A 20434-nucleotide genomic window follows, 5' to 3' on the forward strand; every position below is an offset into this window, starting at 1 on the left:
TCCTCTTCCAACAACCAACTACTAATTAATCTACTTTAAGTTCTGGGAATGTGTTTTTTACTTCTTTCTTAAAGTCCTTAATCACTTCTTTAATATCCGCATTGTCTTTTATCCCTTGCCCTGCAACTTTTCTCCATTTACTCAATACTTCTTCACCATATTTGTCAGGCTTATATGCAGGGATATCCTTAACTGTTTCGTAGTAAGGCTTTAGGATATTTTGATCACCAAACATTGGCGATTTGAAGGTTTCTAAGTTGTCTTTGTAGACAGTTAATAGTCCTGGCATGTTTCCGGTAGCTTCCAAATTATGCTGCTGCCATTCTTTGCTGGCGATAAACTCGATAAATTTATAAGCTAAATCTTTATTAGGTGATTGTTCATAGATGGAGCGGTAGGTACCTCCCATATAAAAACCTTTTGGCGTTTTTGCTACGCCAAATTTTCCATTCGCTTTATTATCTTTGTTATCAACCATGAAGCCAGCCCATGCAGGCATAGCAGTTAAAACAACACTTCCGTCATTAATGGCATTGCCCCAGCCAGCTGAGAAGAATTCCAACTTTGCATCAACATTATTATTGAAAATTTCTTTTTGAATTTCATAGTTTTTCTTCCAAGCAGGATCGATTGTTAACTTTCCATCTTTTACCCACGGCTTCGTATTATAGGCTTCGAGGTTATAGACATCGCCAAAGTGGGAAATTAAATGCACTTTTCCATTACTGTCTTTATTTACTTTTTTTCCTAGCTCAATAATTTTGTCATAAGAATCAACCATTTCACTGATTTTTTCCGGGTCATCTGTTCCTAAGTATTTTTTTGCATTTTCTCTGATATACCAGAAAGCGCCTGGTGAAGAATGATCAGAAATCGCTTTCAAATCACCCTTCGTATCTCTTCCTAATGCTTGTACATAAGGGACATAATCTTTCACAAGATCTTCCGCACCCATATCCGAGAGGTTGGCTGCATATTTAGAATTGATAAACTTGTCAATATAGCCTCTTTCTAAGTCAAAAATATCCGGCACATCTTTGCCTGTTTGCAGTACGTTTAAAAGCTTTGTTTGATATTGATCACCAGGGAACACTTTCACTTCCACTTTAGCATCTGGATATTTCTTCTCAAATTGGGCGGCCATATCTTTTACTTGACCAAAGAAAGTCCAAATGGTTAACTTACCTTCAACTTTATTGTTATTACTTTTATTAGTACTTCCAGATGCCGTTTCATCGTTTTTTGAACAGCCAGAAAATAATGATAGAACAAGGACAGCAGTAAATAGGATGGAAAGCCATTTTTTCATATAGATATACAGCCCCTTTTTTTGGTATAATTAAAATCATTGTTTTTTCTTATCAATCTATTAAGTGGCTAAGACCGTCAATTCTTTAACACTTAATCCAGATTGTTAAGTTAAGCTTTGCTTCAGTGGAGAGTATGTACTTCTTCACTGAGGAATTTTTCTTGAAATGATGTTTTTCCTTGTCATCACCTCCACCAAGCCATTTATTATTCTTAACCCTTTAAAGCACCTGCCGTCACACCGCTAATAATCTTCTTCGAAACGATCGAGAAAAAGATTAACACCGGAATGACTGAAATAACAATTCCAACATACATGGCGCCAAAGTCAGTAGAGAACTGAGACTTAACACTCGCTATCATAACTGGCAGCGGTTGCAATTCATTGTCAAATAGAATAATCATCGGGGTTAAGAAATCGTTCCACTTTCCAATGAAGGAAAAAATCCCTAATGTGGCCACTGCTGGCATTAATAACGGCAGTACTAAACGATGGAAAATCTTAAGCTCCCCGCATCCATCGATTCTTCCCGATTCCAAAATTTCATTCGGAATACTAGAATCGCACATTTGTTTCATAAAAAAGATCCCAAAAGCGTTTGAAATCGATGGCAGAATGATTGGCCAATAAGTATTTAACATATGAAAGGTATCCATCAGCTTAAAGAACCCGATAATTCCTAATTGCCCTGGAATCATCATCGTTCCCAAAACAGCTAAGAACAGAATGTTCTTGCCCTTGTAGTTATATTTTGAGAATCCATAACCTGCCAGAGCTGAAAAATATAAGTTTAATGCCGTTGAAGTAATCGTTATAAACAAACTATTAGCAAAACCTCTCCATATCGGCACCGTATCGATTAAGCGATTATAGTTATTCATAAACTCTTTCCCTGGCATCAATAGTAACTTCCTAGCAATCTCTGAATTCGTGTGGGATGAAGTGACCATCATGCTATAAAAGGGCAACAAACAGGTGAATGCGACTAAAATAAGGAAAAAATACACAGAAAATTTAACTAATAACTTTTTCATATTTCTCTCTTTCCTCGGTTTACTATCACTTAATGAAATGCTTTTGGCTGCTAAACTAGTATCCGCTTTCATAATGATCTCCTTTCATTTAATTCTGAAAGTCTCCGCTGTATAGTGAATCGCTTTTTTATTGTTCAACCTTATTCATCTTTGAAAACTTCATAGAAATCACGGAGAAGATTAAAATGATGATAAAGATGGCATAGGCGATTGCGGCACCATAACTGTAATCAAAATTTTTGAAAGCTGTTTGGTATAAATACATAACCATGGTCAATGTTGAATTATTAGGACCATTTCCCAGCATTAATGGGGCATCAAATAACTGAAGTCCACCGATAATCGACGTAATAAAGGTAAATAACAAGACAGGCTTTAATAGTGGCAAAGTAATTTTTGTAGCCACTTTCCAACGTGTAGCCCCGTCAACTGCGGCAGCTTCATACAATTCTGGTGATATGGACTGAAGTCCAGCAATAAATACTAACATATTAAAGCCAAAGTATTGCCACATAATTACGAGCGCTACAATAAGCCTTGATAACCAAGGGCTATTCAACCAGTTCACTGGATCATCAATAATACCGAGACCCATCAAAAACTTATTAACACTTCCCGTCTGCCAGTCGAACATTAAGCTGAACAGGACGCCAAGTGTGACTGGTGTCACGATATGCGGAAAATAGTAAACCGCTCGAAAGAAATGCTTTCCGCGAATAAACTTTTCATTAAGAATCATCGCTAATGCTAGTGCTAGTACCAATTGCGGAACAATCGAAAGGACCCAAATAATTAACGTGTTCCCGATTGCCTTGTAAAAAAAAGTATCGTGAAGTAAACGCGCATAATTTGCAAACCCTACGAAAGTTGGATCTGAGAAACCGTCCCATTTGGTAAAACTCAGATAGAGAGAATAAATAATCGGAGTTAACCCAAAAACAAGAAATGTGACGAAAAATGGGAGTACAAAATAGAAACCATATTGCGATTTGTTAATAGATGAATTCCTCATATACTCACAGCCTTTTATACTTTTTTGTTCCATCGATTACTTGCTATGTATAAAATCAATCAATCTGTTTAAACAAATTGATCGATTTTCTCTTGATACCCCTAGTTGTGGACTGACGTCACTAATTTTCTGCATGAATCTCGAATAATAAGTTGCGGTTTTAATAAATGACGTTCAGGAGTGTAGTCCTCCCCCTCATCCATTCTTTTAAATAATTCTATTGCTGCCTTTTTCCCCATATCCAAGAAGGGTTGTTTCACCGTAGTCAAGGGTGGATATGTCCAGCTTGCTAGTGTTATATCATCAAAACCGGTAATCGATATATCCGCTGGAACATTATAACCGCGCTCTTGAACCGCTCTTAATGCCCCGATTGCTGTTTCATCGTTCGAAGCAACTACAGCTGTGAAATCACCAACAGTCATCAAATGATTCATGGCGCTATATCCTTGTTCGTTGGACCAATTCGTTGGAACGATTCCATTTGGATCCACATCTAATTCCAATTGTTTCATTGTCTCAAGATAACCCGCTAACCGTTGATCCGTTGCAGCTTCACCAGAGGGTCCAGAAATATAAGCAATTTTCCGATGACCAATTCTATGTAAGTATTTAACAAGTTCTGAAATACCATAATAGTTATCTACATCGACTGATATTAAATCATTCACTCCGGCAGAATCACCGAAGACGACAACCGGAATACTTGCTTCGGCTATGTCCAACAGATCCTGTTTATCCCTTTTTGTAAAACTAACCATTATAATTCCATCTACATGTCCCTCAAAAAATATATTTTGGAAATGAGATTCCTTAGATTTGTTAGAAGACATGCTATAAAATACACAATTGAACCCCTTTTCCTTGGCAATATCTTCAATTCCTTTAAAAATCATCGGATAAAACATATTGGAAATACTATCGACCACAATTCCAATCGTTTGTGTTTTGCTTACAACTAATCTCCTCGCATTTTCATTACGATGATAGTTTAATTCTTTAATCGCCTTTTTGAGCGCTTCTTCTGTTGCTTTTTTTACTGGCAGACCATTTAAATAACGTGAAACCGTACTTTTCGATGTATTGGCCAGTTTGGCAACATCCTTAATCGTTGGACTCACTGCCATACCTCCTTTTTCTTTATTCTTTTAAATTAGGAACGTTCCCACTATAACTCAAAAAAATTTACAACCACTTTTAAACCTAGGGACCTATGTAAATAGTCCAATATTCCTTTTTTTAACTGTTATTGATGTGGATTTCAGTTTATATGACTAATTAATACAAATATGAACCAGTAAACGTTTACATTATCACAAAAAATTTTATGATCGCTTCCTATCAACCGTAATAACAGATTAACAAAGAATTCAATTAGAACCCCAAAATGGGAACGTTCCCATTTTGGAGAAGAAAGTTTTCTGTATAATCAAATAGTAATACCTTGGCCCACTTTTGTCAAACGAATTTTTACATATTTCGCAACCTATTTCGCAGAATTACCTCATCTATATTTTACGAATCGTTTGGTATACATACCACATCCACATATAGCTAATGACACTTCCACTAAAAAACAGAAACAGCACAGGCACCTTCATTAAAAGAAAATAAATGATATAGGAAATAATAAATATACCAGCAGTTTTTAGCGGTGTGGAGACACTATATAGGAAGCTGTACTTGAAATAATCGAAAAAGCGATAACGAAAATGAACGAAAATCGGAAAAAAGTAAATACATGTGGTACTAAATAAGTAAATGATTAATAGGGTCACTATTTTTAATATAGAATTGCCCATTGATATACCAAAGGTAAAGAAATGGTAATCAACATATAATAACCACCCAATGGCAGACAAAATCAACCCGAGTCCGTTTACTCTAACAAATTCTGTTTTATAGGTTTGCCAAAACGTTTTAAAAACGGGTATGTCCTCTTCACCTATTATCCACTTGCGAACAACAGAAAACATAGCCGCCGTTGAGGGGAAAATTCCTAGTAACCCCAGTCCCACCAAAGTAAAGGCAATCCATAATAGTTGGAGGTAGGCAAATTGCATCACCAGTTCAGTGATCATATAGATAAAACCGCTAAACCCTTTTCTCCTCATTCATCATCCTCCTCTCTAGCAGTAAATTTGCTAGCATTCGATTGATATATAACCTCCCACTTATTCCCCCCATCAGCCTAACCAATGACTACCGAATGGATACTTTCATATTCTCATTACCTTAGATTTTTTACAAATGTTATCAGCACTTGTTTATCACTGCTGCCTTAACAATCATGTAAACCATGAAAGATTTCTTTAAGTGAATCATAAGCCCTTACATAAACTTGATAAAGCTTTTCGTACTTTTCATGCAACGCTGAATCTGGATAATAAACCATCTCATGCTGATACAAGCCCCACTTTTCTGCAACTTGACTTAGAGTGTTAAAATCACCAGCCCCAACCGCAGCTAACATAGCTGCTCCATATGCACCGCCGCCACGACTGTTATTTCTAACAACGGGAACATTAAAAATATCAGCTGCTGACTTCACCCACAAATCATGTTGGGCACCGCCGCCTGTTAACAACAGGTACTTACACTTTTGTCCAATGGTTTCTTCTACAATTTTAAAAGATTGATATAAAGAAAAGAGCACCCCTTCCACAACGGCTCGTGACATTTCAGACTTTGTATGCTCATTAGTAAAACCGATAAAAGTCCCCTTTGCTTTTTCATCCATATATGGTGACCGCTCACCAAATAAATACGGCAGGAAAAGTAAATTTTTCGAACCCGCACTCGCCGTGCTTGCCAAGGCAAGCAATTCTTTTATTTCCAATTGGCTGTCGAAAATGGATTCGGCTAACCATTTAAAAGACATTCCAGCCGACAATGTAGCACCCATCAAAACCCATTTTCCGGGATCAGCATGAACCAACGTATGAAGCTTACCACTCTTTTCCATTGCTAGCCGGTCCGTACTTACAAACAACTGACCGCTTGTCCCAACTGTACATAACCAATCCTTTGGATGAATAATTCCGTTCCCTAAAGCCTGGGCTTGGGCATCACCACAACCACAAATCACCGGTGTTCCTTCTTTAAGTCCAAGCGTTTCAGCTGAGATCCTTGTGATCGAGCCTGAAAACGATATCGAAGACTTGATCTCAGGAAGCTTGGAGCGCTTCAGGTGAAAAAGGTTCATGATTTTTTCTGACCATTTTAATGTGCGAATGTCTAATAACAGTGTTGCCGATGCATCAGAGTAATCTGTTTCAGCTATACCTGTTAGCTGCATGCGAAGATAGTCCTTCGGTAGTAAAAACTTATCTGTTTTTACATATAGCTCAGGTTCATGATTCTTAAACCACAAGATTTTACCAAGAGTGAAACTAATATTCGGACGATTTCCAGTAATCGCTACCCACTCTTCATTGGTTAATTCTGTTTGAAGGGCAGCCAGTTCCTGCTCATTTCTGCGATCAGACCAAATGATTGCATGATGCAGTGCATTCCCGAATTCATCGACAGGAACAATTCCGTGCATTTGCCCCGTCACAGAGATTGCATTGATTTCTTTTAGGATCTGTGAATCTAATTTTTTCAGATCTGTTAGTGCTTCCTTCAAGGCCTTTAACCATTGATCCGGATTTTGTTCTACCCAGCCTTCGTTTCGAATGATAACATCATAATGTATAGTTGAACTATTTACAATTTCTCCTCGCTGATTAACAACTACCACTTTTAATGAGGAGGTTCCTAAGTCAATACCTAAGTATTTCTTCATACAGTTACCAATGCCTCTTCCAGATTTTCAATTAAATTAGTCTCGTAAATGGGCTCCTCTGGGTTTGTTGGAATACAGAATGTTTTAATTTCCGATGGACCAAAATGCAGCTCCATAGATCTCCCCCACTTTTTCAAATTCACTTTTGCCACCGTTTCCTGGTGATTGGTTTCATAAAGTCGAATAATCATATCATCATGATTTTCCGCCTTTTTTAATGCAGAAAGAATCACATTTGGCTGATCAATCGAAATAAAGGAATCCTCTTGGGATAATGAACCGTTATGGTATGTTTCCACAATAAGCTGCAGTGGTTGATTCAGCTCTAAAGCGTGTTTAACCGTTTCAGCTTCTTCCCAGCTGTCTTGATGTGGCAGCAATTGATACGTAAAGGTTTGGATGCCCTGATCAATAATTGGATAATCTTCTTCCATATCAGGAATAAATGGCGCATGATGTGCGAAAATGGGACTCCTTAAAACCGTTAAACTAATCGTATTGCCTTTGACATCGACACCATATTTGCTGTCATTAAGAAGGCTTAGTCCATAAATTTCTTTTCTTTGTTTGCTAATCGTCCCTGTTACATCAATCCAATTTTGCATTGGCTTTTCATCCCCATTGGCCTCACGTGCAGCATGTCCATAAGGGATTTCGCTGGTTGTGTTTCGTTGATTAAAGCTTACAGGAAATTTCAGTTTTAACGTTTGATAGTTTTCTTGCCAATTTACTTTCACTTTGACTTCTATCTTATTCAATTGTTTATACATAATAAAATCTTGGACAATGGTCGAAGCCTTATACTTAGAGATTACTCGAATCACACCTTTAACAGGACCCTCTTCAAGCTTTCTGATTCGAATCGGCTTGAATACGCCGGCAATCTCATCAAAACGAAGCGTTCCATGGCCCCATGTATCAGATGTATCACTCATTACGACGGGAATGGCTGCATCGCTTTTGAATACTTCAATTTGCTTTTCCTTGTCATACAGGCTGCTAATCCCGCCTGATTCTTTATCAATAACAAGCTTGAAGCGGTCGTTTTCCATGTCATAATCGGACACTTTTACGGAAGGAAACTCTTGTGTTGGCTTCACGGCACGAAGCTTGTATGTGCTATACCCCAATGGCGGAAGCTCTGCCAAAAATGAGACTCTTTTTCGATTTGGAATTTTTGCGATCGAGTCGATGATTTGATGGGGAACTTCATTTCCATTTACATCTTCGATAATAAACTCCTCTGGCAAAAGATAATTCACAAACAGCCCGTATTCAATTTCGACATTCACCTTCACAGGCCATGAATGGGGATTGAAGATCACCAATGGCTTCATATCTTTTTCTTCTTCAATACCAATATTCCAACTAATCGATTGTAAAGCGTAATTCATATTCCTAGAAGCGATACTAATCGATTCACCATATAAATCTCGGGCATCATTATACCCTGCTTCAATACTTGTACCGGCCAAAATGTCATGGAATTGGTTAAATAAAATCCCTTTCCAAGCCTGATTCATATCATCAGGATATGGCTGCCCTGTTGTCCAGCTGGCAATCGAAGAAAACTTCTCAGCCATTAAGATGAGATTTTCAGAATAGCGATTTAGCTTTTTCACTTCGGAATGAACAGAATAGCAGCCTACGGCATGGTGGTGCAGATCATCATGAACAACTGGAAACTGATCCTTAAAGCTCTCCACATGTTCGAAAAAGGCATTTGGCGAACTAAAGAGAAGATTTGTATCTTCCATAGATGCATTTATTTTCTCAATGATTTCGATGTTTTCCTTTGTCGGTCCTCCCCCATGATTTCCGACACCGTAAAAACACATTAGGTTGTTAAAAGAATGCTTAAATTCACCCTTACAATGCATGATATGGTTTTCGAGATGATCAAAGGTACAATATTCAAATGGGATCCGAAAAGCTTTTACACGTGAACCATCCTTGGATTCCCATAAAAACAATCGGCCAGGTAACCCTTTCTCCTCTGGTCCTGGTCTCATAAATACATAGGAATCCATACCTGATTTTTTTAGTATTTGCGGCAGCATGCCATTGTGTCCAAAACTATCGACATTGTAGCCAACCTTTGCCGTGACTCCAAATTTTTCTTTAAAATAGTTTTGACCAATCAGTCCTTGACGGACAAACGATTCACCACTCGGAATATTGCAATCTGGCTGAATCCACCAGCCGCCGCAGATGACCCATCTGCCTTCTTCTATTCTAGCTTTTATTTCTTGAAACATCTTTGGATCATTTTTTTCAATCCATTCATAATAAGCGGCTGAGCTTGATGTGAAAATAAAATTCTCGTATTCTTTCAAACGATCAAGTGCAGAGCGAAATGTCGCCTTCACTTCTTGGAACCCTTCCTGCCAGCGCCATAGCCAAACTGGATCAAGATGGGCATTGCCAATCATAAACATGTTTTTCATTGTTGGTCCTCCTTTTTTTAGCATGTGATTTCTTCTAAGTTACAATTGAAAGCGTTATTATAACTTAGTTGATTTATTATAGCAGTTAATGTTTGGTTTGTGTATCCAGTAGACTAAGTCTGATATAAACTAAACTCTCTTTTATGTTAAACAGGTGTCGATCAACCATAAAAGAGGAGCGTGTTTTTTATCCCCGTAAATTTTCTTAATAAATAGAACACTATGTTTAATAATTTATGGAAATTTTGTTAAAATAAAATGATTAACTTTATTAGAGGAGCTTTAAAGATGACAAATAATAATAAGTATCACGGTTTTATTGGAACTTATACGAAAGGAGATAGTAAAGGAATCTATTCTTTTACACTCAACACCGATGAAGCAAAAATCGAAAATATTAAAGTGGCGGCTGAACTAGGGAATCCTACCTATTTAGCAATCAGCAAAGACAATCGCTACCTTTACTCGGTTGTTAAAGAAGGAGATACTGGCGGTATCGCCGCTTACTCTATTGGTGAAGCTGGGGACCTCACACCTATTAACAGCCAAGTACTAGCAGGAGCGCCGCCTTGTTATGTGAGTGTAGACAGCAAAAACCAAATGGTGTTTGGTGCCAACTACCATAACGGGCTTGTACAATCACATCTCATAAACCAGGAGGATGGCTCTGTGTTACCTTATGCTTCCATTAGAGAGCATGAAGGCTCAGGCCCTGACCCAAGACAGGAAAAGCCACACAGCCATTATTCAGAACTAACACCTGATGAAAAATATCTAGTAGTGTGTGAGTTAGGAATTGATGCGGTTATTACATATGCAGTCGCTGACGATGGCACGCTTACAAAGGTAGACCTTTTGCCTTTAAAAGCAGGCAGCGGCCCTAGACATCTTGTCTTTCATCCCAATAGGGACATGGCTTATGTCATGACAGAGTTTAGTTCTGAGGTTATTGTGTTAAATTACAATCCTGAAAATGGCCGTTTTAGTGAGGTTCAATATATTTCAACGCTGCCTGAAGATTTTAAAGAAAACAATCAAGGCAGTGCGATTCATATTTCTGCGAATGGACGTTATGTTTATGCGGGCAATCGTGGGCATAACAGTATTGCTGTATTCAGTGTGGATCCGGGAAATGGTGAGCTTACGTTTGTGGAGCATACTTCGACTGAAGGAGATTGGCCACGGGATTTTGAGATTGATCCGAGTGGGAAGTTTGTGGTGGCAGCGAATCAGGAGTCTGGTAATGTGGTGTTGTATGCAAGAGATGAGGATTCTGGTCGATTGACGTTGATTACTTCTGATATTACGGTTCCTTATGGGGTTTGTGTGAAGTTTTTGAATTATTAAGTTTGGATAAAAAAACAGCTTATCGAATTGGGTTAACAATTTGGTAAGCTGTTTTAATTTAATTGAAGTATTATGATCATATGCTATTCCCTCTGATAAAAAATTTGGAAAACTATGTATGTATAGCTGCAATGGACGAACAGGATGACTCTGTTTTTGAAACATTTAAAGTATGGTTTCTTTAAGGTTTAACAGGTTTCTCTAGGAATTCTTTTATTTCTTCTATGGAAAGTCCTAATTTTTTCGCTTCAACTATCAGGTCTAACCATTCTTTATCAGTTTCTTCAGCAGTTAATACAGCCACGCCCTTACCCTCCCAAAATTTTTATGACTATTTTAGGTAACTCAGCCGTCCTAGTTAATAACCTTAGACCTGTAGCTTTGCGTCCCACTCTTTCGAATGGTTTGCCTTTGTCATTTATAGTATTAAAGTATTATTTCATCTAAATTAATAGTACTATAGTCTGTCTAACACCAAAATCTAAATATTTCCAAAAATATCGACATTGTTTCGACAAGAACCATTATATGTAAACTACTTATTATAAATAAGAAATTGTAGTATACATTTTTCATAAGTTACTTTACCTAATTCAATAAATTTTAGTTTCCTAATGGGTTTACTTTTTATAGAATTTTATACTTATTAAATTTTGACCTCATGTAGATAAATGGAGTCTTTTATGATGTGCATCTAATTTTCTTCTTTTTTAGTGGCTATAAGATGATTCTCTTTCCTTTCTAATCTTCATTTCCTTAAAAAGAACATTAATTGTTTATTATAAAGAATCATAGGATTCTCTAAGTGGATTTTTGGTTTTTATGCGTTATTCGAGGATATAAATATTTCCATAATGTTTAGCTTTGATATACAGTTGTTGTTTTAAATTTCAAATTGCTTATATGTTGCTACTTGTATGGGTGATAGATGTTTTGCCTTTGGTTGCAAAATTTATTTTTTTATCGCTAAACATTGACAATTTTTTCAACAACATGTCTATTATAATCAAATATGAGTAAGTAGTATGATTGGAGAAAAGAATTATGGCAAATCAACCAATAGAAAGAAAAAAAAGAAATACTTCTAAATCTTTAAATCGAAAAGTTTTTATAACATTACTAACTATTTCATGGGGACTGTTTTTGGGATTAAATACCTGGACTGAGAGTCTTGAGCAATTACTAGATTTACAATCGTTGGGATTCAAATGGGTCCCAAATCCTAATTTTAAATCATTTTTCTATTTTTATGATTTCACATTGTTTCATCCCGATTATGTTGAAGTAAAACTGGGGCATTTTATAGGGTTTGCCATAATGGATTTATTCCTATTTAGCCTTCTTAAAAAACATAGATATGCAATTTTGTTATCAATTGTTTTTGCATTTATAACTGAATTTTTTCAGCTCTTTTTTGGGAGGGATGGAAGGTTTTATGATCTTTTAATTGATTCGTTGGGTATTTTAACTGTNNAATAAAGATAATTAAATAATGTGTTTAGCAATATAAATTTTAATGAAGTAGTTTTTGTAATTTACAATTTTTATTTTATTCTTTTTTAATCTCCTATGGCAGTTAGTTACGAGTCTTGTGCTTCGCAACTATTGGTAACCCCAATCCGACAAAAGAGGTGCTTTTTCAACTTCAAATTTTACTTAAGGAAATTCTCCTTTTTCATGCATGTTTATATATTAGGAATCCGTTCAAAAACCACCTCTTAAAATTAATATGTTCTCGTAATAGGAGGTGAATCTCTTTTTATATGCATGTTTGAATAGGGGTTAAAACTAACAGAGTAATCACACTTAAATTTAATATTGTAATATTTTTTCTAATTACATCTTGCTGTTCTATATTATACCTAGGCTTAGTAAGTATCTTCCCTAATCTGAAGGTTTCTCAATTAACCAATACATTAAAATTGCTACTAAAAATGAAATAAAAAGGAAATAACTAGAATTAAGTTGCCTGAATATTTGTCGTAAAATACATTTAATGTCCTATGACAATAAACATGTGAACTAAATACAAACTATAAGATATTCTTCCTGCAAAAAGTATTGGCTTTAAATGTTAAGAATCTTTAGTTTTTGAGAATTTAGTCCTGTAATAATAAATATTAATGAAGTGATAGTTGACATCCAATAATTTATAATAAAAATATTTTCTAGTCCTATATTAGAGAATCAACATGAATAAGCTTATAGCATAAATCCAATTAACAGTAACAAGATTTTAACTGTCGTTCTATTCTTCCCGTATCGTTTGGCAACTTGAGCATTATACCTGGCAGTAATTGCTCCCAGCATAAAAAATGAAATAAAGTGTATTGTTAAGACTAAATTTGATTTATTATAACTTGAAAAATAAACCCAAGTTGAATATTTTTAAACAAAGATAGTAAGTGGTAAATAACAAAAAAGAAATTATTATACTAATTACATATTATGTTTAAAACTTAATTTCAAAATGCACAATATAATTATTGGAAAAATGATTGAGATTCTCATTTCATAAACTAGTGACCATATCACAGAATTAATGTTCTCATTCGGAAAACGTCAATTTATAAAGATGTCTAAAAATCAAGTCTTAGGTTGGCTTAGTAGTCTATATAGCATTAAACTATGGTTCATTTGAGATATTCCCATACTAGAAACTGTTTCTATGAGTAAGACAGTAATAAAAATAGATACCATAAACGGAGAGTAGATTCTTATTGATCTCTTTATTAAGGATTCTCTAATTCTGTCTTGTATTCCCGTAAAAAGGTAGCGTAAAAACAAATCTACTTAATACAAAAAATAACATTACAGATTCTCGAACTTAAAAGAATATATAAAAAGAGGACTATATCTTAATTCTTGCAAATGAACATCTGGTATCATTAGTAATAAGTGGTATAAAAAAGAAAAATTGTAACAGAAGGTCCCCGGAAAGAATCCAATTCATAGTATCTTTGATTCATATCTCTCCTCCAAAGTATTAGTAGAAAGGTCACCTTATTGGAAAATTTCTATATTATCCCGATCTCCTGGATATCACTCTATATTCCCATTATTTTTTTTCTGAAGTTCCTCCCGGCTTCCCTTATCAAAATTAATATTTTTTATACCCTTTGAGAATAAAAGGAGCAGTAAGGTCCCCTTTCGTGAGTTCCTGCCCCACAAGGTTGTGATTTGATTTAGGGCTAATCCCTTTTCCAGGATTCTACTATGTCTTGACTAAAATTGTAGTTGCCGGTGGCATAAGATACATGGCTAAGAGTAATTTTGGTTTATCTTCATTTTCACCTCTTTAATGCATATTGTTCACTATAAAGAACAAAAAGGTCAAAAAAATATTTCACAATGAAAATTATATCTTGTTTATCCCTGTTGGTTAAGTAAATTTAAGTTAAGAGTTTTTTTATGGAAGTTTTTGAATTTGAAACTATATTTTGATACTTTTTATTTAACCTATAAAGTTTAAAATAATTATCAAACTTCTTTAAATTTAAATGCGAAGCAAATATTATCTTCTGATAACCTTTCAATTTCATATTATTTAAAAAAGCTTCTTGATTTTGAATAATAATATTTTTAATCATTTCCCGATTTTTCTTTTGAGGATCTAATTCTTTAAATATTTGCAGCATTTCATAATGGAACATTATTTGATTAAATAAGTGATATTCTGCCATGTTAAGTATTTCTGGTTCATTTATTCTCTGCTTTAAAAAATTGTACCGTTCTACTTGTACTTCCAGACCATCTAGATTATTTAGAGAATAATTTCTTTGTTCTCCCATCGTACTATCTTCTCGTTTAATATAATTGTACTTACCCCTACCCAAAAATACATACTTATTAAGCTTATAATATATTTTATACGCCATAAAGCTGTCTTCGTATAACTTTTTCGGATATCTTAAATCATTAAATAATTCTTTTTTATACAATTTAGTACAAGGACCATTTAGGTAGGGAAATTCTAATAATTTTTTTAGAGCAAATAAATGATTTCCCTTCTCAATTTTCCCATGATTCTCTTTAGGTGATAAACCATTTTCGGAGACGATATTCAAACTGCATTCAGCAACATCCGCATTATGTTCAATAGCAAGACGATACAATGTTTCATACATGTCCCTATCAATATAATCATCACCGTCCACGATGCCTATATACTCACCTTGTGCAACATCGAGACCTGCATTATATGCTGAATATGCACCTCCATTCTTTTTATGGATGACCTTTACCCTTTTATCCGTTTTTTTATACTCGTCACATATTCTACCACAGCCATCGGGGGATCCATCATTTACTAAAATTAGTTCAAAGTCAAGAAAAGTTTGAGCTAAAATGGAATCAATACAATTATGAAGATATTGCTCTACTTTATATATTGGAACAATTATACTTATGGTTGGATTCACTTCTCTTTCCACTCCTATTCCTTTCGCCTTTAAAACTTTCAAATTGATTAAGGCTTATAAATGAGCTTTTTTGCTTAATTAATGATTTAATATATATTTTATATTTCAACTCACGTTGCTTTTCGTCTTTATGTACAATTCATATAAAAATGAATTTAAAACAAATAATCTCCACAAGATTTTTTCTTTCTGGTTATAATAAGGATTTTTATTTAATGTTTTTAAATTTCTACGAAACTCTCTTTTCATTGTTACCAATTTGAACTCAGAGTTAGGAATTGTATTTTTCGCCTTAAAATAATACTTAAAAAATAAATTAACATAGTTGTATTCTGCCTTTCTCTGAAGATCCGTTAAATTTACCTGTTTAAAAAAATCAGCTCGGCTTTTATAAGCTTCAACTGCATCCAACTTATCAAAGTTAAACTCCGTACCCATAATTCCGTCTTTCCTCTGAAGATAGTAATATAATTTAATTGGAATATAAACAACCTTAGAACTTCGATATAAAACTTTATGAGTTATAAATTCATCTTCATGAATTTTTCCTTCTTCAAATTTAATATTATCAAATAAACTTTTTTTATATAGTTTATTCCATACTACGCTTCCAAATTGCATTTTCTTTTCAGTAAATAATTCATTTAAAGCCTCAATGTTGTTATAACTGTGCTCCTTTATAACATCAATAAAACTTTTTAAATCATAGTGATTCCCTTCAAGCGTTTCTAAATAATCACAGATTACAATGTCAGAGGAATGTTTACTCGCATAATTGTGTAATAATGCATACATACTTTCATGAACTAAATCATCACTATCAACAAATGCAATATATTCTCCAGATGCAACACCTAGCCCTACATTCCTAGCAGAGGAAACACCACCATTATTTTTATGAATCACCTTGATTCTATGATCTAATGAGGAATAACTATCGCATATTAATCCACTAGTATCACTGGAACCATCATTTACAAGTATTAATTCAAAGTCTTTAAATGTTTGACAAAGTATAGAATCAATACATCTAGATAGATACTTTTCAACATTATATACTGGAACAATTATACTAATTATTGGTTTCATTACAAACCACCCTCTCTACAATGGAGTATTAAAAGAATTATTCATTAAGATGATCTCTCTAACTTTTTATTAAGTGAAACAAGTTTACCTTTATTTATCTTGTAGACAATATCACAATTTTCTATTGTACTTAATCTATGTGCGATAATGATTAATGTTTTATCTCCTTTTAAACTGTCAATCGCACTCATGATTTGTCTTTCTGTATCACTATCCAATGCTGAAGTTGCTTCATCCATAACTAATATTTCTGGATTGTGATACAATGCTCGAGCAATCCCAATTCGTTGACGTTGACCACCTGAAAGTCTAACTCCTCTTTCGCCTACAGATGTATCCAATTTTTGAGGTAATCCTTCAACAAATTCCTTAAGCTTAGCCTGTTCTAAAGCTCTCCAGACTTCTTTATCATCAATTAAATCCCCATCAATACCAAAGGCCACATTACTACGTATTGTATCATCTGACAAAAAAATCGACTGAGGTATATATCCTATTTTCTTTTGCCAATTAATTTTCTCCTCAATCAATTTCTTCCCGTCAACTAAAATATTTCCTTTTTCCGGGCTGAATAATCCAAGTATTATATCTACAACTGTTGTCTTTCCTGCACCTGATTCTCCAATAAAAGCAACAGACTGGCCTATTGGAATCTTCAGTGAAATATCTTTTATCGACCAATCCTTTTGATTAGGATACCGAAAAGAGACATCTTTTAATTCTATTGAATCATTAAAGTATCTTGTTTTGACATTTAATGGCTCAAACAATGGGACGTCAACATCTTTATTATCATCTAAATCTCCTTTAATTAAAAATAGATCCTGATATACGATATCTAAACCGGGTTTACTGTAACGAATAGAAGTAATTAGACCTATTACCCTGCTTATAGAAGGCATTAAACGAAATGCTGCCATTGCGAAAAGTGCCATTGTTGAAACTAGTTCTCCTGCATTCTTTCCTTGATGAATAATTATCAGCATCATAATAAGAACAGTGGAAACAAGGATGGTTTCAATTGTATATCTAGGAATTATGTCTAATAACCTCATATATACATTATTATTAATACTAATTTGACTTTGTTTTGTATAAGCAGAAATAAAATATTTTTCCTTTCCATTAACCTTAATTTCCTTACTTGCTCCCAACCCCTGGTTAACCCATTTAATCATCATTGCGCTAACCATTTGTTGCTCTTGACCTAACTCGTTTATTTTCTTTCTAAAGATCCTGAAAAATAAAATAATACTCCCGCCTAAGATAATGCATGCTGCTAATGTTGCTGTTGGAGCAGTAGTAAATATTAAGCCTAAAATACAAGTAATCACTAGTATTTCTGTTAATAACTGAAATGAAGACATTATAATCCCTTGATAGACCTTAGACACTTCTCCAGTTACATTTCGATATAAGTCTGCAGAATTTCTTTCCAGATGAAACTTATATGGTTTTGTCAAATAAGCTTTAAATAATTCGCGAGAAAGTTTAACTTGTTGATTTAAGATAATCTTATTTTGGAGGTAATTGAACAAAACTAAATAAATATTCTTTATAATAAATACTAAAAGAAGTGTCCCAACTGAAAGTAATATAAATTCATTTTCTGATTTAAAATTAAATAAAACATAAATATAAGAGAGGAATTGTTGTTTATGGATTAGTTCCGGATTTGTAACTATACTAACAAAAGGAACTATTAATCCTATACCCATTGTTTCAAGTAAGGCAGCTAACAGCATTAAGAAAAGCAAAAGTACGAACTTCCCCTTTTCTTTTTTATTTAAAAGTTTTGATAACTTTTCAATTGAATCCTTCAATTTTCCCCCACCTTTTTAAACTTACAGTTAATTTTTATTCTTTTTTGCATTCAAAATTGTTCTATATAATGAACATATAATAAAAATTGTACAATGTCAATTATAATTAATATAATTAGTCCTCAATCCTTAATATACTCCAAGTAACATAATCAATTACATTGATTTATGCTATGGTACTTACATTTTTACTGATTTTTCGAAGTATTCAATTACTTTTAAATCCTCTTTCTCGTCAAATTTTCTTGCAAAAAATTTATTTGAATCTCTAATGGTCTCAATATGTTCCATTTTTAATGTAATAGGGTTATTCCTACTTTTTAATGTCTCTCCAAATTTAATGTACATTAGATTATTATCAACAACATCTGATTTGTAGTGCGAGTTCATTATTAAGGTTTGGTAAAAGAATTCATCGGGACATAAACTATTTTCAAATGATTTATAATACCAATTATTTTCTTCTATAAATTTAATTATATATTTAGCAACCTCAAGTGGTATACAAAACCAATTTGAGCCATTATAAATGCAGAAATCCTGCGGCAACATATGTGGATTAGGAAACAGATTTATCCCAAGGCCATATAAACTCTGGATAGCTCTCCTAAAAAGTCTATTTGGATGAAAAGGATTTATATACAGCCTTCGTGTAGATTGTGGCCAACTGACATTAGCAAATGCTGCGTGAGCATCCTTCTTATCAACAAAATAAGCATTCATAAATATCTTTTGTGGATTATTTAATAGAAACTCCTTAAAACCACTTCTAACTAAGAGATCTTGACCGCTCCTTAAGCACACAAAATTGTAATTTCTTCCAGTCTTTAATACCTCTTTTATTAATAAATTAGTAGCATCAACCAGAGTTATATCACCCCATTTTACATCTATACTCTCTTTTAAGATTATGACATTAGCATGCGGGATTAACTTACTATGTAATTCTTTATAATTCTTTCTATCAATATGAATAAAGACATCTGCATTTCCCTCTGAAACAACTTGTTTAACAAACTTATTTACCTGAACAGGATTTTTATGAATCGTTAAAATATAGGCAGTTCGTGAAGCAGAATATGTACTCACAATATACATCTCCTTTTGAGTTAAACACTGGAATTATTACAAAAAAAAAGATATTCATACTAAAAAGTACAAATATCTTCCCTGAAAATAATTTTGTTTTAACTAATTCTTGATATTATTTCATTTATATATTTAGTATCAGCTATATCGCCAACACCTTTTCCGGCACCTGCTTCGCAAACATATTTATTTTCAACACTAATTTTAGTATCTGCCTTTTTTAAATACCATTCGTATTCTATATCTACATGACCTATATCTATTGCCTGATATCCTAGTTTGTAGAGATCATATGATAGAACTGTAGCAGTGGGACCTATAGCTAATAAAATTAATTTATTTTTTTTCATCCTCTTTACTTCATCTAGAATTTTATCATATTGACAAAATGCATTTTCCTCAGGAACTAAAATTCTTTCTATAGATAAAGTATTATTAAACAAATCATTACCAACACCTAATCTACTTTTTTTTCCCTCAACAATAACTACTTTTTTACCTTCCCATAATAATTTTAGTTTGGTTAACCAAATACCAGATTTCGACTTATTTTTGAAAGGGTAATAAAACCTTGAAATAAAAGAATTATAATAAACCTTGTCTTTATTTAAAAGTTTATACCAAGCTAATCTATTCTTTGCAATGTGAAGCTGCCAATATGATAAAGGCTCTTCTGCTAATATAGATAGATTCTTAAAGACATTTGGTATACAGACTAAAAAATTCTCATCTTTGCTCAATAATATTTCTCTTAATCGATTAGATAATGTTAAATCTGCTCTTTGAAATGTAATACTTTGATTTTTTATTAGTTTAAATTCCCCATCACCATATCTACCGACAGAAGCTTTTTTTTTTATTATTTCCTCCAAAGTTTCATCCATTGATTTAATGATAGGTGGGCTATATATATATTGTACAATTTTATCTTTTAGAATTTGATATTTATTAAGAGCGATATTTCTTTCATCAATTATTTTATTCCAAAGAGTAACGAGTTTTTGTTTTTGCCTTATCACATTACAAGCCTCTCTTCCAGGTATATAGAGTTAGGAAAGGATAAAATGAGTATATAC

Annotated in this window: 15 protein-coding genes and 1 riboswitch; of the genes, 2 read left to right on the top strand and 13 right to left on the bottom strand. The window is 33.8% G+C overall.

Features of this window, described 5'->3' with window-relative positions; translation table 11 throughout:
* Window positions 1-25 precede the first annotated feature (25 nt).
* The 7 genes from V7077_RS13740 to V7077_RS13770 all read right to left on the bottom strand — a co-directional run bounded on the left by V7077_RS13740 (window position 26) and on the right by V7077_RS13770 (window position 9589).
* A complete protein-coding gene (locus tag V7077_RS13740; RefSeq protein WP_335502428.1) occupies window positions 26-1309 on the bottom strand; it encodes an ABC transporter substrate-binding protein in 1284 nt (427 codons plus the stop codon).
* Between the two features lie 212 nt (window positions 1310-1521).
* Window positions 1522-2415: a carbohydrate ABC transporter permease gene (locus tag V7077_RS13745; RefSeq protein WP_335502430.1), complete on the bottom strand. Its 894-nt coding sequence runs from the start codon at window positions 2413-2415 to the stop codon at window positions 1522-1524.
* A 55-nt stretch (window positions 2416-2470) separates the two neighbouring features.
* Window positions 2471-3388: a carbohydrate ABC transporter permease gene (locus tag V7077_RS13750; RefSeq protein ID WP_335502432.1), complete on the bottom strand. Its 918-nt coding sequence runs from the start codon at window positions 3386-3388 to the stop codon at window positions 2471-2473.
* Between the two features lie 68 nt (window positions 3389-3456).
* Window positions 3457-4476 (bottom strand): LacI family DNA-binding transcriptional regulator, encoded by a 1020-nt coding sequence (locus V7077_RS13755; protein WP_335502434.1) that lies wholly within the window; start codon window positions 4474-4476, stop codon window positions 3457-3459.
* 387 nt (window positions 4477-4863) lie between these two features.
* Entirely contained in the window at window positions 4864-5469 is a 606-nt protein-coding gene (locus tag V7077_RS13760; RefSeq protein ID WP_335502436.1) for a YesL family protein, read from the bottom strand.
* A gap of 167 nt (window positions 5470-5636) precedes the next feature.
* Complete coding sequence (gene xylB / locus V7077_RS13765; protein WP_335502439.1) at window positions 5637-7142, bottom strand: xylulokinase; 1506 nt, start codon at window positions 7140-7142, stop codon at window positions 5637-5639.
* Window positions 7139-9589, bottom strand: a complete 2451-nt coding sequence (locus tag V7077_RS13770) for an alpha-mannosidase (RefSeq protein WP_335502441.1) — start codon at window positions 9587-9589, stop codon at window positions 7139-7141. The genes xylB and V7077_RS13770 overlap by 4 nt, the downstream gene beginning before the upstream one ends.
* Before the next feature lie 288 nt (window positions 9590-9877).
* Here V7077_RS13770 and V7077_RS13775 point away from each other — a divergent pair, with 288 nt between their 5' ends.
* Window positions 9878-10936 carry a lactonase family protein gene (locus tag V7077_RS13775; protein WP_335502443.1) on the top strand — a complete coding sequence of 353 codons (1059 nt, stop codon included), beginning with the start codon at window positions 9878-9880 and terminating at the stop codon, window positions 10934-10936.
* A gap of 181 nt (window positions 10937-11117) precedes the next feature.
* Here V7077_RS13775 and V7077_RS13780 read toward each other — a convergent pair whose 3' ends face one another.
* Window positions 11118-11240: an anti-repressor SinI family protein gene (locus V7077_RS13780; protein WP_335502445.1), complete on the bottom strand. Its 123-nt coding sequence runs from the start codon at window positions 11238-11240 to the stop codon at window positions 11118-11120.
* A 32-nt stretch (window positions 11241-11272) separates the two neighbouring features.
* Window positions 11273-11356: riboswitch (cyclic di-GMP riboswitch) on the bottom strand.
* Between the two features lie 624 nt (window positions 11357-11980).
* Between V7077_RS13780 and V7077_RS13785 the strand changes: the two genes are divergently transcribed.
* Complete coding sequence (locus V7077_RS13785; protein ID WP_335502447.1) at window positions 11981-12415, top strand: VanZ family protein; 435 nt, start codon at window positions 11981-11983, stop codon at window positions 12413-12415.
* Between the two features lie 1913 nt (window positions 12416-14328).
* Here the strand turns inward: V7077_RS13785 and V7077_RS13790 are convergent.
* The 5 genes from V7077_RS13790 to V7077_RS13810 all read right to left on the bottom strand — a co-directional run bounded on the left by V7077_RS13790 (window position 14329) and on the right by V7077_RS13810 (window position 20377).
* Complete coding sequence (locus V7077_RS13790) at window positions 14329-15369, bottom strand: glycosyltransferase family 2 protein (protein WP_335502449.1); 1041 nt, start codon at window positions 15367-15369, stop codon at window positions 14329-14331.
* Window positions 15370-15462: 93 nt separating this feature from the next.
* Window positions 15463-16446 carry a glycosyltransferase family 2 protein gene (locus tag V7077_RS13795; RefSeq protein ID WP_335502452.1) on the bottom strand — a complete coding sequence of 328 codons (984 nt, stop codon included), beginning with the start codon at window positions 16444-16446 and terminating at the stop codon, window positions 15463-15465.
* 44 nt (window positions 16447-16490) lie between these two features.
* Window positions 16491-18269 carry an ABC transporter ATP-binding protein gene (locus V7077_RS13800; RefSeq protein ID WP_335502454.1) on the bottom strand — a complete coding sequence of 593 codons (1779 nt, stop codon included), beginning with the start codon at window positions 18267-18269 and terminating at the stop codon, window positions 16491-16493.
* A 180-nt stretch (window positions 18270-18449) separates the two neighbouring features.
* On the bottom strand, window positions 18450-19358 hold the full coding sequence (locus tag V7077_RS13805; RefSeq protein ID WP_335502456.1) for a beta-1,6-N-acetylglucosaminyltransferase: 909 nt from the start codon (window positions 19356-19358) through the stop codon (window positions 18450-18452).
* A gap of 98 nt (window positions 19359-19456) precedes the next feature.
* Window positions 19457-20377, bottom strand: coding sequence for an SP_1767 family glycosyltransferase (locus V7077_RS13810; protein ID WP_335502458.1), 921 nt, complete (start codon window positions 20375-20377; stop codon window positions 19457-19459).
* Window positions 20378-20434: the final 57 nt, after the last annotated feature.

Source organism: Neobacillus vireti (assembly GCF_036962465.1).
Taxonomy (GTDB): Bacteria; Bacillota; Bacilli; order Bacillales; family Cytobacillaceae; genus Neobacillus; species Neobacillus vireti_B.